Origin of the sequence: Providencia sp. PROV268, from assembly GCF_028477805.1 — a bacterium.
Lineage (GTDB): Bacteria > Pseudomonadota > Gammaproteobacteria > Enterobacterales > Enterobacteriaceae > Providencia > Providencia stuartii.
On the sequence record NZ_JAMPLW010000008.1, the window covers coordinates 194,628 to 209,332 of the forward strand.

Genomic DNA, 14,705 nt, shown 5'->3' on the forward strand with positions numbered 1-14,705 from the left:
GCGGCATAACTTTAGATATCAGCTAACGTGCTGTTATGATGTGTAATGGCGGCTTAATGAAACACTTTTAACCTGTGCATAAACTCGACGACCTTTGCGAATAGACAATTCGTCACGCGCCCAACGTGTGATACGCGCCCATAAATAATGCTGTTCGCCTAAATCAAGCTTCACATCCACCTGCTCGCCATCTTCAATCCATTCAACCACTTCCGCTGATAAAATATTACGGATACTGCTGACCTGTGGCTTTTCTAATACTAAAGACACATCAGAGGCATCAATGCGTAAACGCAACTGCCCGCCTCTTTCTGTATCAATACGCGGGATCCATAATTTTTGACTGCCCACAATCACCGCAGTCATCTCATAGTCAGGGTGGTGACCATGACATATCACATTTAACACGCTACTTAATGTCTCTTGTTGGAGCCAAGGACGCAATGCACTGCTTGCCCACACCTCCTCTAATGCTCCAAAAGCTTTAACTTTACCTTGTGCCATCACAATCACTTTATCGGCAAGGCGTAAAATCTCATCTAAGCTATGGCTGACATATAAAATAGGGATTTTGACATCTTGAGACAGTTTTTCTAAATACGGTAGTAGCTCACGTTTACGCGGTAAATCAAGAGAAGCTAATGGCTCATCCATCAATAAAATTTCAGGTGCGGTTAACAGTGCGCGGCCAATAGCAACACGCTGTTTTTCCCCACCTGATAATGTAATAGGAAAACGATTTAGAAGTTTTTCAATGCCTAACAACGTCACAATTTCATCGAAGCGCCCTTTCATTTCGGGAGCCATACCATAACGTAAATTATTCTTGACTCGATAATGGGGAAATAGCCGTGCATCTTGGAAGACATAGCCAATATGGCGCTTTTCGGGCGGCAAGCAGATGCCTTTTTCGATATCGACCAGCGTCCGTCCATTGAGCACAATACGCCCTCGATTAGGCTTGGTTAGCCCCCCTATCACATTAATTAATGAGGTCTTCCCTGCTCCAGATAACCCAAATATGGCAGTAATGCTCTCTGTCGGTAGCGAGGTATTCACTTCAAGCGCTAACTCACCAAGCTGCTGTGAAAAATCCAGCTCTAACATATCAGGCTACCCCCAATCGCTTTTTGCCCCAACGGGTCAGCCATTCTGAAACTAATAGTGAAATTAATGCCAAGATAATAGCAATCACACACAAGCGGGCTGCATCCACTTCCGCCCCCGGTGTTTCAATTAAGGTATACATCGCAAGTGGGATGGTTTGTGTTTCTCCGGGAATATTCGATACAAAGGTGATAGTCGCCCCAAACTCCCCTAATGAGCGTGCAAATGCTAATACCGTTCCCACAATAATACCGGGCAGTGATAATGGAATAGTTATCGTAAAAAAGACACGTAATGGCGTCGCGCCTAATGTTCGAGCCGCTTGCTCAAGTTTACGATCAACGGCTTCGAGCGCTAAACGGATCGCCCGCACCATCAATGGAAAAGCCACCACGGCGGAGGCCAATGCGGCACCGCGCCAGCTAAACGTAAAGCTAAACCCAAACCAGCTATACAGCCATTCCCCAATAAAACCACGGCGTCCCATACTGATCAATAATAAATACCCCACTACCACTGGCGGTAACACCAATGGTAGATGGATAATACTATCCAGCAGTGTTTTGCCGGGGAAATGACAACGCACCAATACCCATGCAACCAAAATACCTAGTGGCAAACTAAACATGACTGCCACACTTGAAACTTTTAAGCTCAGGTAGATGGCTTCCCATTCATAAGCACTTAACATCTGCAATACTAAAATCCCTTAACGTGGGGTGAAACCGTAACGTTTGAATACTTCTGAAGCGGCTGGCGTTTTCAAATATTCATAAAAGTCACGAGTTGCTTGATTATCTTGGTCTTTCACAATAGCCATTGGATATTCAACGGGTTTGTGCGAGTCTGCTGGAAAAATACCAACGACTTTGACTTTTTGGCTAGCAACGGCATCGGAGCCATACACTATCCCTAAAGGCGCTTCATCGCGTTCAACCAAGGCCATACCACTACGCACATTATTGGTACGTGCTAATAACGGATTGACCGTATCCCATGCCCCTAAATAGCTCAATGCTTCTTTCGCATAAATCCCAACAGGAACATGCTCCGGATCGCCTACCGCCAGACGGCCGCCATCAAGCAGCTTTTTCCAATCCGTTTGTTTATTGATCTCCACCTTTTCAATTTTGGAATCTTTGGGTGCGATCAATACCAACTCATTACCTAATAAAGTGTAGCGCGTGTTTTCAACCATCAAATGCTTATCAATAGCATAATTCATCCATTGCTGATCGGCAGAAATAAATAGATTTGCAGGCGCTCCTTGCTCAATTTGACGAGCAAGTGTCGATGATGATGCATATGATGAGACAACTTCTACTTTGTTTTCTTTCTGATATTGTTCAGAAATTTCATTCATTGCATTTGTCAAAGAGGCGGCAGCAAAAACAGTTATTTTCTCTGCTGCAACCGTATGGCTTGCCATAGAAAGTGTTATCGTGACACCCGCCAACAACGTGATCAAATTTTTTTTCATTTCAGTCCACCCTAATATTAGTTATCACGCTATATATAACAGGATATAACGATAACTTAAAGTCATCGCGTGCAGAAAAGTGTGCTAGCGCAATGAATTGCATCAAAACTTATACCAGAAGCAGAAAAGTGAGGGGAGACATGCTTTAAAAGCGTATCAACCAAAAACAAATAGATAGAGTTGCCTGTTTCTCAGTGTACCACTAAAAAACAGGCGAACTTAAATAGGGAGGAGGGTTATTCCTTCTCTGTATGATGGTGCGGAACGTGAGCTTTAGATAGCAGATTAAAGAAAGCCCCGAGGCCGTAAATTAGCCCCATAATCAAAAACATCACAACGGGAACCATCAACAGGGCAAAGCCCATGCTTTTTAAAATTTCTAACATTAAAGCCTCTTCAGTGATACTGTGCCCACCAGCCAACTGATGCGCTGACGAGGGAAAATAAAGCTGAATTTAAATAATAACGTATATAATAGCGGGATAGCTGTCACTATTGTAGACAAATTCTATTTCTAACGACACACTAAACGTGCTTTTTTATTAAGCGTCGCGATGACAGTTTATTTATATACTCTCACTAATACAAAGTACAACTTGAGTATATTCAATCTGATAGGAAGGGTTATATTTATGCAAGCAGAAATCTTACTGACACTAAAGCTACAAGGGAGTTTATTTGCAGACCCTCGCCGAATTTCATTGCTCAAGCAAATCAAAGCAACAGGCTCTATTAGCCAAGGTGCTAAATTGGCTGGGATCAGCTATAAAAGCGCCTGGGATGCTATCAATGAAATGAACCAGCTTGCTGACGATATTTTAGTGGATAGAGCCACTGGCGGTAAAGGTGGTGGTGGCACAACATTGACCCACTATGGGGAAAGACTGCTACAGCTATACGACTTACTGGCACAAATTCAGCAAAAAGCCTTTGATGTTCTCAAAGAAGACACATTACCTCTTGATAGTCTTCTAGCCGCGATTTCCCGTTTTTCATTGCAAACCAGCGCGCGTAATCAGTTTTTTGGTACTCTGATTGCTCGTGACCATCACCAAGTTCAACAACATGTCCAAGTGTTATTGGCCGACAATAAAACCATCATTAATGCCGCTCTTACAGAACAGAGTGCCAACCGTCTACGCCTTACTGAAGGTAAGGAAGTACTCGCTCTGATTAAAGCACCTTGGATAAAATTGACGAAGCAACCAATAAAAAATAGTGAATTTGACAATCAACTCGCTGGGAAGATAACCGCACTTGAACGTGGTCAAGAAAACAGTGAAGTGATCGTGACCCTATTAGGTGGTGAGAGCCTATGCTCTACCCTCAGTAACCAAGAAGTCGATAGCCAACAATTGCAGCTCAACGATAATGTCACAGCGCTATTTAATGCCGATCAAGTGATTATTGCCACACTATGCTAACCACGTGCACTTATCTAAATACGCCATTTCCTCACCAATAGATAAGTGCAAGCTTATTTTTTGTGCGCCTTTCTCCAGTGAATGATTGACTTTATCTGTAATCATGATTATTTGTTGAGGTGACAGGTAAATAACGACAAAAATAATGACAAAAATAAGGAAGTGGCATGAAAGCAATCACCCTTCGTCACAGCAGCTTTAAGCTCAGTGACACACAAACACTGGATATTCCTGAATTAGCCATTAATCAGCATGAAAGTTGGGCGTTTATTGGGGCCAATGGTAGTGGTAAGTCATCACTTGCAAAAGCGTTATCAGGGGAACTAAAACCACTCTCAGGTATTGTGGAAAATAGCTTTGTATCTCCCGTACGCCTCTCTTTCGAACAACTGCAAAACATGATTAATGAAGAGTGGCAGCGTAATAACACGGATCTGCTTAGTGAAGATGAAGACGATACCGGATATACCGCCGCTGAAATTATCCAACTCCACCACCGAGACAATGAATACTGTCTTGAACTGGCCACAAAATTTGGCATTCACGATCTGCTTTCTCGACGCTTTAAATATCTGTCAACAGGGGAAACACGCAAAGTTTTACTCTGCCAAACCCTTATGGGGGAACCTGATTTATTAGTGCTTGATGAGCCTTTTGATGGCCTTGATGTCTATTCACGAAATAACCTGAGCGAGTTACTTAGCAGCTTATCTGAAAAAGGGTTAACAATTGTATTGATCCTGAACCGATTTGATGAGTTACCCGACTTTATTGACAATATGGGCGTATTAGCCGACTGCAAACTGACTTTATCAGGTAGCCGTGAGTCAGTACTTGCTAACACGTTAATCACCCAGCTTCAACATAGCGAAAGCTTAAAACATCTCACTATCCCTGAAATGGAAGATCCAACGGCTGAAGCCCCACTTCCTAGCGATATTCCACGGGTTATTTTGAAAAACGGCGTGGTCAGCTATAACGACAAACCGATTTTGCATGGTTTGAACTGGCAGGTTAATCCCAATGAGCATTGGCAAATTATCGGCGAAAACGGTGCAGGGAAATCCACGCTATTAAGCCTAATTACCGGAGATCATCCTCAAGGCTATAGTAATGATTTAACGCTATTTGGTCGTCGCAGAGGCACAGGTGAGACGATTTGGGATATCAAACGCCATATTGGTTATGTTAGTAACAGCATTCATCAAGAGTACCGCGTCGCGACTAGCGTGATTAATGTGATCATCTCTGGGTTCCACGACTCAATTGGTTTATATCAGACACCTTCTGATCGCCAAATTCAACTGGCTTATGAGTGGCTAGCCCTACTCGGTTTTCCCTCACAAACAGCACAACAACCTTTCCATAGCTTATCATGGGGTCAGCAACGACTTGTGCTTATCGCACGCGCCTTAGTCAAACATCCGGCTGTTTTGATTTTAGATGAGCCACTTCAAGGGCTAGATGGTTTAAACCGTTTATTAGTCCTACGTTTTATTGATGTAATGCTCAGCCAAGGCACGACTCAGCTTCTTTTTGTTACTCACCATCAAGAAGATGCGCCAACTTGCATTACCCATCGATTGAAGTTTGTTCCTGATAACGGCAAATATCGTTATGACATAGAAACTGTCGAGCAACAAACGGTCTAACCGCGCCATCATTGGGGTCGATAATGTTCGATTATCGACCTAAATTAATCTAATGATTAGTTCGCACACTTAATACTCAGCTATATAACCTGTTTATTTATATTAATTTTTTATCATTCCAGACCAATAGCTGTGCTTTTTCCTCGGAAAATAACTGAAAACAATTACACTGTGCCGCTTTAAATAATTCGAATAGATTTTAGGAACAACGTATGGCCAGTTGGTTTATTTTGGCGGCTTCACTCACAACACTTGCAACGCATCGATTTATTGCCACATTTTTACTCTTACTTGCGACAACAATAGCACTATTTACGGGTGTACTAAGTTGGCAAGCAATTCTCTTATTTGTCGCCATTACTGTCATTGGCGTGATAGGTTGGCGCTTTCAATATCATGTCTGGGTCAAAGTTATTAGCGAGGTCACGCTTGTTATCTGCGCTGTAGGCCTATTGATTCATTTTTTCCCAGGATTTCATAACCTCAAATACCTCGATAGCGTGATTGTTGGCGAGCAAAGCAGACCATTTACCATGTACTTTAACTTTGATAAGGCCTTGGTTCCTTTTGTTTTGTTATTTTGTCTCCCCAGCCTATTTTCAGCTCAAGCCCCCAAAACAGCAAAACCTTGGCAATGGTGGTTACTGATCATTGCCGTTCCTATGTTATTGGTTGTTGCTGCCATTGCGGGAGGACTAGGTTTTGAGTGGCATTTGCCGACTTGGTTACCTGCATTCATTATTTGCAATTTATTATTTGTCTCATTAGCCGAAGAAGCATTATTTCGTGGCTATCTCCAGCAGCGCCTCACTCAATGGTTTGGCTCCCCTTATCTTGCATTAGTCGTGTGTGCCTTAGTGTTTGGGGCTGTGCATTTCGCGGGAGGCCCGTTGCTGATCCTTTTTGCGACCCTTGCAGGAATTATTTATGGACTAGCATGGATGTGGAGTGGCAAATTATGGCTTGCTGTATCGTTTCACTTCGGGTTAAATCTATTGCATCTGTTATTTTTTACTTACCCAGTCAAAATGGTTGCTGGATAAAAAACAAGCTGATTAAGGTACGATTTTTATCCAAATAACCGACTGACTATCACTTTTTTGATTTGGTTTGGGTAAAACATCAGTTGTGACTAGCGTTCGGATTGACTATCCCTATAATGTAAGTCAGCAATGATTCATTTTAATTTGAATGTACTGATAGGAGTTTAAGCTATGGCTGTAACTAAACTGGTTTTGGTAAGACACGGTGAGAGCGAGTGGAACAAAGAGAACCGTTTCACTGGCTGGACTGATGTTGAGCTGTCAGACAAAGGCCGTGAAGAAGCAAAAAATGCAGGCCAACTGCTGAAAGATGAAGGCTTTGTCTTTGATTTCGCCTATACCTCAGTTCTGAAACGTGCTATCCATACCTTATGGAACATCCTTGATCAGGTTGATCAGCAATGGCTGCCTGTTGAAAAGAGCTGGAAACTAAATGAGCGTCACTATGGTGCACTGCAAGGTCTAGATAAATCAGAAACTGCGGCTAAATATGGTGATGAGCAAGTTAAACTCTGGCGCCGTGGTTTTGCCATCACGCCACCTGAGCTAACAAAAGATGACGAACGTTTCCCAGGCCACGATCCACGCTATGCAAAACTGTCTAGCGAGGAACTGCCAGTAACAGAAAGCTTAGCAACAACCATTGAGCGTGTTGTGCCTTACTGGGAACAAGAGATCAAACCACGTGTTGCGGCAGGTGAAAAAGTGATTATTGCAGCTCACGGTAACTCACTGCGTGCGCTGGTAAAATACTTGGATAACATGGGCGAAGAAGAAATTCTTAACCTCAATATCCCAACAGCAGTGCCACTGGTTTATGAGTTTGATGAAAACATGAAACCAATCAAACATTACTATCTTGGCAACCAAGATGAAATCGCTGCAAAACAAGCAGCGGTTGCCAACCAAGGCAAAGCAAAATAATTAAAGTTAAATAAAATAAAGGGTTGGCTAATCGCCAACCCTTTTTGTATGACATATTCCAATGAATAATAATACGTTAAAAATTAAAATAGATATCTAACGCCTAACACAAGCTCTTGTGACTTAAGGTGCGCTTTCATCTGCTCATCCTGTATGCCACGCGCATTGGCAAAACGATTCATACCGCTTTCGATTTTCCCTAAATCAATATAACGATATCCCAAGTCAAAATTTAATTTATCAATAGGCTCGTAACTTACACCAGCGCCAATCGAGTACGCTAAGTTAGTGTCAGTATTGCTACCATATTGACGTGCGGCATTACCTTGCCATCCCGATGATTTCACTTTTGCAACACCCAATCCCACGGTGCCATACACTGAAATCCCTTGGTAGATATCATAATCACGATAAACATTCAGCATTAAACGCTGCGATTCCGTTTTGTGATGATTAAAGCTGGTTGAAAAAGCGGTTGAGCCACTGGTGTACTCCGCTTTTTTATTAAAACTATACTCCCCTTCGGTACGCCAGCCATTACCATACTGATAACCCGCTGCAAGAGAAGCATTGTAGAAATCATCTTTATCATCACCAGAAACAAACTGGCCAATCCCTGGGCGGAGACTCGTATCCATACTATCCGCTTTTTGCCACACTTTAGAAAGTCGTGCGGAACCGTAATATCCCTCTTGGTTAGTTGACGCAAAAGCACTTCCCATCGTGCTGATTAATGCAAATGTTAACGATGCAAGTTGTAACTTCCTCATTAATATTTCCCTTTAGTTATAATATCGAAAAGGGATTATTTACTTTAGCGACTATTAAAGAAAGAGAAGTTTTTTGAATGATTTGTTCATTTTTACTGAAAACAAAAAATATAAAACTAAGATAATAAAAATAAACAAACTATAATAACGAGTAAATACAGTGAATAGCTCGACAAGAAAAATCTTAAATATTGATTTTTCCTTGCATTATTTATTCATGAGCGGAAAGGCCACAAAAACCCCTTTTACGGGTATTTTTAGCGGATCGTGATTTAAGGTATTTTGGCGTTTTATTTTTGGTAGTGCGATTATGTTCATCATGAACTCATCCGAAAATAGCTCAACACAACCAAAAAGTAAGTTTAGATTGCTCTATCGCTATCCACACCATATCGGTCAATAGCTTTAGAGATTCTAATCTCATAATAAGTAATAGGAGAGTGGTATGCTGCCTGTCGGTTTACCAATCTAAAGAGTACGACTCTCCTATCTAATAACGTAAAAAAGCCAGAGCAACAAGACTCTGGCTTCCTATATGAAATACTATCGATTACTTCTGGCGACGAGCAATCACCGCATCAGACAATTGGCGCAATACTTTTTCTGTATCATCCCATCCGATACATGCGTCAGTGACACTTTTCCCATAAACCAGAGGCTCACCTGACTCTAGGCTTTGATTGCCTTCAACAAGGTGGCTTTCGATCATGACACCTGTAATAGAGCGATCACCTTGGCGTAATTGCTCACTGACGTCATCAGCAACTATCATTTGTCTTTCAAATTTCTTGTTACTGTTTGCGTGGCTAAAGTCAATCATAATGCTGGGGGTTAGACCTGCATTCACTAGCCCTTCGCGCACCGCCTTAACGTGTTCCGCACTGTAGTTTGGCTCTTTACCACCACGTAAAATAATGTGGCAATCTGGGTTCCCGCTAGTATTGACGATTGCAGAATGCCCCCATTTGGTGACCGATAAGAAACAATGCGGTGAACGTGCTGAATTAATCGCATCAATAGCGATCTTAATCGTGCCATCTGTTCCATTTTTAAAGCCAACTGGGCAAGAGAGACCAGAAGCCAATTCACGATGTACTTGCGATTCTGTTGTGCGTGCACCAATCGCCCCCCAGCTCATTAGGTCAGCGACATATTGAGGGCTGATCATATCGAGAAATTCACCCGCGGTCGGCAGGCCTTGGTCATTAATTTTCACCAATAGTTCACGGGCAATACGTAGCCCTTCATTGATATTAAAGCTATTGTCCATATTAGGGTCATTAATTAGCCCTTTCCAACCTACTGTGGTACGCGGTTTTTCAAAATACACACGCATCACAATTTCTAGCGAATCTTTGAGTTCTTCTCGTAACTTATTAAGGCGCTCGGCATATTCCAGAGCAGCTTTAGTATCATGAATAGAGCAAGGACCAATCACAACCACAAGGCGATCATCTTCGCCTGACAGTATATTATGGATGGCGAGACGTGCTTCATGAACGGTAAACGCCGCTTTGTCCGTCGCTGGAAACTTCTCCAACAACGCAATTGGTGGCAATAATTCTTTTATTTGTTTAATTCTGACGTCATCGTTCTGATAATTCATACCCGTTAATCCAATGTTTATTTTTTTATATAGATGATTTACATACCCTATGGATTCCAATAGCAGGCCGATGGTAAACACTTACTTTTAAGCGAAGAGAGATTCTCTTACCACTCACAATGCTGCAACTTGAAAGACGACAGGTATCGAAATTTTAATCTAACCGTTCAGCCGCCTTCTGTAAACAGGCAAGCTTAGTATGAAATAGTTAGTTTTAAGCTTTCAGATTATAAAATGAGGCTAAAGGCGATTAAACAGCACAATAGCCCCATATTTAGGGGGAATTTTAGAGTAAAAAACAATAAAAACGGCAAAACATCGATAATGTTACTTTAGCCGTTTTATTGTTAATTTTCGTCACCGTGGTTTATGAGAGGGGCACAGAGCCGTTTTGTTTTGCCGATTTCACCCAAAGCCTTGAACCATTCAGCGCGATACCTAGCAAAATGAGGTACTCTAATGACATCGCATATACCCCTTGCTTATAGAATACGATAATACTAATTACGTTGATGATCACCCATAAAAGCCAATTTTCAACGTACTTACGCGTCATCAGGATCATTGCAACCACAGATAATACTGTCATGGTCGAATCCCAGAATGGAAATGCATCGGGTTCTAACACAGGCATTGTTAGGTTAGCGCCAAACAGATTCAAAATGTTAATTGCCCATTCCGCCAATACCCCAAAGACCCAATCAATATTGTATGTTAGGTAAATGATCACAAATAAAGAGATGATCACTGTTATCGTCGCCTTAGGCAGGCTTAACCAACGAATTTTCAGTTCCGTTTGTTGCTGGTTATCCACTCGGCTCCACGCATACCAACCATAAATATTGGCGATAAAGAAAAATACCTGTAAAAGCAAATTAGCATACAGTTGGATTTGAAAAAAAATCACCCCAAACAGCGTCACATTGATTAAACCAAACAAGTAATTAATGGTTTTTTCAAGACTAGCTAGCAAAATACATAACAAACCAGCCACTGTTCCTACTGCTTCGATGTATGACAATTCATACACACTATCCCATAGAGGAATATTCACTAATACATTACTTGTGCTAAAGAAATCCATCCCAAAATCCTTCTCTCAACCCTATGTCATGCCACATTATGATTCCGCGTGGCCTCGATATAAACAATAGTGCTCTTTTATTTTAGACTCTCTGCAAAATCTAGCATTCTATTTAAAGGTAACATCGCTTTTTGACGTAGCGCTTCGCTCACATAAATTTGATGTTGCTCCCCGTGACTCTCTAAGGCTTGTGCTATCGCTTTTAAACCATTCATCGCCATCCAAGGGCAATGGGCACAAGTACGGCATGTCGCACCTTCCCCCGCGGTCGGCGCAATATACAAAGACTTATCAGGGCACGCTTGCTGCATTTTATAAAAAATGCCTTTATCGGTCGCGACTATCATTGATGGATGAGGCAACGTTTGCGCCGCTTTGATTAATTGGCTTGTCGAGCCGACAGCATCAGCAAGCTCGACAACAGCTTGAGGAGACTCAGGGTGAACCAGCACCGCCGCTTCTGGATACAGCGCTTTCATTTTGCTCAGAGACTGGGTTTTAAATTCATCATGAACAATACAAGCGCCCTGCCAACACAAAATATCAGCCCCTGTTTGTTGCTGAACATAACGGCCAAGATGGCGGTCAGGCGCCCAAATAATTTTCTCGCCTAGGCTATCAAGATGCTCGATTAATTCTACCGCAATACTGGATGTCACCACCCAATCTGCTCGTGCTTTCACCGCCGCAGAGGTATTCGCATAAACCACCACTGTACGATCAGGGTGCTGATCGCAAAAACGCGCAAAATCCGCCTCTGGGCAGCCTAAATCAAGTGAACATTCGGCATCTAATGTTGGCATTAAAACGGTTTTTTCAGGGCTTAAGATTTTTGCGGTTTCCCCCATAAAACGTACCCCCGCGACTAGCAGGGTTGATGCACTATGACGGGCGCCAAAACGAGCCATTTCCAGAGAGTCAGCAACACATCCACCTGTTTCCTCAGCCAATGCTTGGATTTCAGGATCGGTATAATAATGTGCAACTATCACCGCATTTTTTTCAAGCAATAACGCTTTGATGCGCTCACGATAAAATGCTTTCTCTTCTGAGCTTAGCAATGCCGGTCTAGCAGGGAACGGATAAACCGACTGGTTAAAATCAATAAACTCGCTCATCTTGTGCCTCTGTTTAGCATAATGCAATTTTACATCTAAAATCGCCTATAAAATGGGTCGAAAACCACATTTTTGTTTTATATACTAAACAAGATACCCCAATTCATTGAGGAAGTCTTCTCGATTTTTGGTGATGATGGCGTGATTTCTCACTATTTCACTAAATAATCATGATAATTATCGAGTTTTTTAGCATTTTAGTCATTTTACAGGTATCTTAGCCACATCAATAAATTCGATGGGTTAGCTATGGAATCACCTGCATCTTTAATCAATAAAATTATTTCCGTTTCTTTGCTCGATCCTAGAATTGATGCCGTCATTTTGACAGGCTCAAGAGGTAGAGAACAACAAATTGATCATTATTCAGACATTGATATTGAATTAGTCGGTTCAGGTGTAACAGCACTTTTTCATGACCAACAATGGATACACCAATTTGGTCAGCCTCTAGTGGCTCTACATCTTACAAATGGTGGTGAAAATGAGCCTGAATGCCCGACTTGTTTAGCGATTTACGAGCAAGGAAGAAAAGTTGATTTTACCTTTGCTGAACCAAGTCGATTGCAAAAGATGAAACAGTATGGGCTTGATAATACTTATGCCCGTGGCTACACCATTTTACTCGATAAAAGCGGTATCACGGATAACCTTCCCGACAGTGATCAGGTACAACTTCCGCCTAAGCAACTCAGTCAAAATAAATTCACGTTTATTGTGAACGAATTTTGGTATGAATCACATCAAGTTGCGATTGCCCTTTCGCGTAATGAACTCTGGAGCGCTTGGTCAAGAGACGTTGATATGAAAAATGCCCTACTGACGATGTTAGAGTGCTATGTCTCAAACAAAAGTAAAGGGCAGCAAGATGTTTGGTATCACGGCAGAGCATATCAACAATGGATGCCAGAGCACATTATCCAAGCAATGGAAACCTTGTTTGATTACCGTAATGCGCAACAAGCTGCATACAGCTTACATCTGTTGATGAAATGCTTTGATGAAATCACGGTGGAAGTCGCCCAGCAGCTCAATTATACCATCGACCACACTCTTGGCCAGCGCATGCAAACACTGGTAGTTGGCATGTTGCAAGATAACAGTCTATTGCCTGAAGGGATCTGACGCGATTTTACCATATAAAACACAATAAAAAACCGCCCCTCTCGTTGTTACTGATGGGGCGGTATCGTTTTTAAGTAAAGCTATTTTTTCAGTTTAGCAAATTCGTCTTTGGCTTTTTGTAACTGTTTTTGGAATTCAGGGTTGGAGTGTAAAGTTGCTACCGCACCCGATGCAATGATACGAGCAGCATCAACATCACTTTGCCAATGGTAACCACAGATGACTCGGCTTTGGCCAAGTTCATAACCACGTTTTAAAATTTTATCTTGGTTTTCTGGGTTAATTTCTGACAATACGAGTGCAGATGCCCAGCCAATTGCGGTGTGTCCGGAAGGATAAGAGCCATTCTTAGATAATTTGTCCTGATCTTTCGTGTTACAGGTAGCAACACCGTAGAACGCAAATGGACGAATGCGCATGTATTTCTCTTTGGCTGAGCGAGTTGCTAAATCCCCCGCATCTTCAATCATATTCGTCAGCAATTTATGAATTTCAGGCGCATCCTTTTCGGTAATGGGATAACCAAAAGCTTCAGAAAATGCGTTCGCAACACCGCCCGCAGCCAGATCAGCATCCTTAGCGGCTTGTTCTCCACGCTCAGTATTTCGCAATAAACGGCCTTTTTCATACATCGCTTGGTCGTTTAAAAATAAGATGCTGCCCACTTCAGGTGGTGGTGGCAATAACGCTAAACTATCAATAGCCTGTGAGTTTTTTAAATAATAAAGATCGGGTTTAGTTGTCACATCATTGCCGGGAGGGATCGCCGCAAATACACTGGTTGAAACAAAAGCCCCTGCGCAGAATACTGCTAATAGTTTTTTCATCCGCTAGTCCTTTCCTAGTCTTTGCCATAGATAAAATAATTTATATTTTACAAGGTGATCAGTTATTGATGTTTTATTTAGACTAGTCCAAGTAGGTCAGTAATACCTTGCGTAAGTTCTCAAAAAAAGAAGTCAATACCCACACAATAACTCAGGCTGAATGGTTTTTGCTCAAGAGTTAGGTGATGATAGCCACAAGATCGCGACTAAATATCGACTTACTCATACGAAGAGGTTTGAAAATCGGCGTCTACACGGGTCCATTCCCAATGCCGCCCCTTACCCTAATACCGGTATAATTAATCGATTAGGAGAGGATACAGGCGCATTTCTGGAAATCATCGACACATACGAGCCATTGTGGCCAATATAGCGCTATTTTGCTTGATGGGCTTTTAGATTGAATAACACAATTTAACTACACTAGAAAATGGAAGAATTTGAAGATAATGGTATTTCTATAGATGGTGGGTCGTGCAGGATTCGAACCTGCGACCAATTGATTAAAAGTCAACTGCTCTACCGACTGAGCTAACGACCCATCT

At 42.0% G+C, this 14,705-nt stretch carries 14 protein-coding genes and 1 tRNA gene; 5 read left to right on the forward strand and 10 right to left on the reverse strand.

Annotated elements, in window-relative coordinates:
* Positions 1-33: 33 nt before the first annotated feature.
* The 4 genes from modC to PR699_RS07830 all read right to left on the reverse strand — a co-directional run bounded on the left by modC (position 34) and on the right by PR699_RS07830 (position 2,973).
* Complete coding sequence (gene modC, locus PR699_RS07815) at positions 34-1,107, reverse strand: molybdenum ABC transporter ATP-binding protein ModC (protein WP_004917817.1); 1,074 nt, start codon at positions 1,105-1,107, stop codon at positions 34-36.
* 1 nt (position 1,108) lies between these two features.
* Positions 1,109-1,798 carry a molybdate ABC transporter permease subunit gene (gene modB, locus PR699_RS07820; protein ID WP_004917815.1) on the reverse strand — a complete coding sequence of 230 codons (690 nt, stop codon included), beginning with the start codon at positions 1,796-1,798 and terminating at the stop codon, positions 1,109-1,111.
* An 18-nt stretch (positions 1,799-1,816) separates the two neighbouring features.
* A complete protein-coding gene (modA, locus tag PR699_RS07825; RefSeq protein WP_014657767.1) occupies positions 1,817-2,587 on the reverse strand; it encodes a molybdate ABC transporter substrate-binding protein in 771 nt (256 codons plus the stop codon).
* Positions 2,588-2,823: 236 nt separating this feature from the next.
* Positions 2,824-2,973: an AcrZ family multidrug efflux pump-associated protein gene (locus tag PR699_RS07830; protein ID WP_014657766.1), complete on the reverse strand. Its 150-nt coding sequence runs from the start codon at positions 2,971-2,973 to the stop codon at positions 2,824-2,826.
* Positions 2,974-3,219: 246 nt separating this feature from the next.
* Between PR699_RS07830 and modE the strand changes: the two genes are divergently transcribed.
* The 4 genes from modE (at position 3,220) to gpmA (ending at position 7,630) form a co-directional block, all read left to right on the forward strand.
* Positions 3,220-4,011, forward strand: coding sequence for a molybdenum-dependent transcriptional regulator (modE, locus tag PR699_RS07835; protein ID WP_014657765.1), 792 nt, complete (start codon positions 3,220-3,222; stop codon positions 4,009-4,011).
* Between the two features lie 167 nt (positions 4,012-4,178).
* On the forward strand, positions 4,179-5,663 hold the full coding sequence (gene modF, locus PR699_RS07840) for a molybdate ABC transporter ATP-binding protein ModF (protein WP_004917805.1): 1,485 nt from the start codon (positions 4,179-4,181) through the stop codon (positions 5,661-5,663).
* 212 nt (positions 5,664-5,875) lie between these two features.
* Positions 5,876-6,706: a CPBP family intramembrane glutamic endopeptidase gene (locus PR699_RS07845; protein ID WP_014657763.1), complete on the forward strand. Its 831-nt coding sequence runs from the start codon at positions 5,876-5,878 to the stop codon at positions 6,704-6,706.
* 171 nt (positions 6,707-6,877) lie between these two features.
* A complete protein-coding gene (gene gpmA / locus PR699_RS07850; RefSeq protein ID WP_004917803.1) occupies positions 6,878-7,630 on the forward strand; it encodes a 2,3-diphosphoglycerate-dependent phosphoglycerate mutase in 753 nt (250 codons plus the stop codon).
* 83 nt (positions 7,631-7,713) lie between these two features.
* Here gpmA and PR699_RS07855 read toward each other — a convergent pair whose 3' ends face one another.
* From PR699_RS07855 to nadA, 4 genes are all read right to left on the reverse strand, one after another.
* Entirely contained in the window at positions 7,714-8,400 is a 687-nt protein-coding gene (locus tag PR699_RS07855; protein WP_004917800.1) for an outer membrane protein, read from the reverse strand.
* 550 nt (positions 8,401-8,950) lie between these two features.
* Positions 8,951-10,006: a 3-deoxy-7-phosphoheptulonate synthase AroG gene (gene aroG / locus PR699_RS07860; protein ID WP_014657762.1), complete on the reverse strand. Its 1,056-nt coding sequence runs from the start codon at positions 10,004-10,006 to the stop codon at positions 8,951-8,953.
* A 367-nt stretch (positions 10,007-10,373) separates the two neighbouring features.
* Positions 10,374-11,090 carry a nicotinamide riboside transporter PnuC gene (gene pnuC, locus PR699_RS07865; protein WP_004917797.1) on the reverse strand — a complete coding sequence of 239 codons (717 nt, stop codon included), beginning with the start codon at positions 11,088-11,090 and terminating at the stop codon, positions 10,374-10,376.
* Between the two features lie 77 nt (positions 11,091-11,167).
* A complete protein-coding gene (nadA, locus tag PR699_RS07870; protein WP_004917794.1) occupies positions 11,168-12,208 on the reverse strand; it encodes a quinolinate synthase NadA in 1,041 nt (346 codons plus the stop codon).
* Between the two features lie 249 nt (positions 12,209-12,457).
* On the opposite strand from nadA, the gene PR699_RS07875 reads away from it, so the two are divergent.
* Positions 12,458-13,333 carry an aminoglycoside 6-adenylyltransferase gene (locus PR699_RS07875; protein ID WP_004917792.1) on the forward strand — a complete coding sequence of 292 codons (876 nt, stop codon included), beginning with the start codon at positions 12,458-12,460 and terminating at the stop codon, positions 13,331-13,333.
* 80 nt (positions 13,334-13,413) lie between these two features.
* On the opposite strand, the gene phoC is transcribed toward PR699_RS07875, so the two are convergent.
* Positions 13,414-14,160: an acid phosphatase PhoC gene (gene phoC / locus PR699_RS07880; protein WP_014657761.1), complete on the reverse strand. Its 747-nt coding sequence runs from the start codon at positions 14,158-14,160 to the stop codon at positions 13,414-13,416.
* Between the two features lie 465 nt (positions 14,161-14,625).
* Positions 14,626-14,701, reverse strand: a tRNA-Lys gene (locus tag PR699_RS07885).
* Between the last annotated feature and the right edge of the window lie 4 nt (positions 14,702-14,705).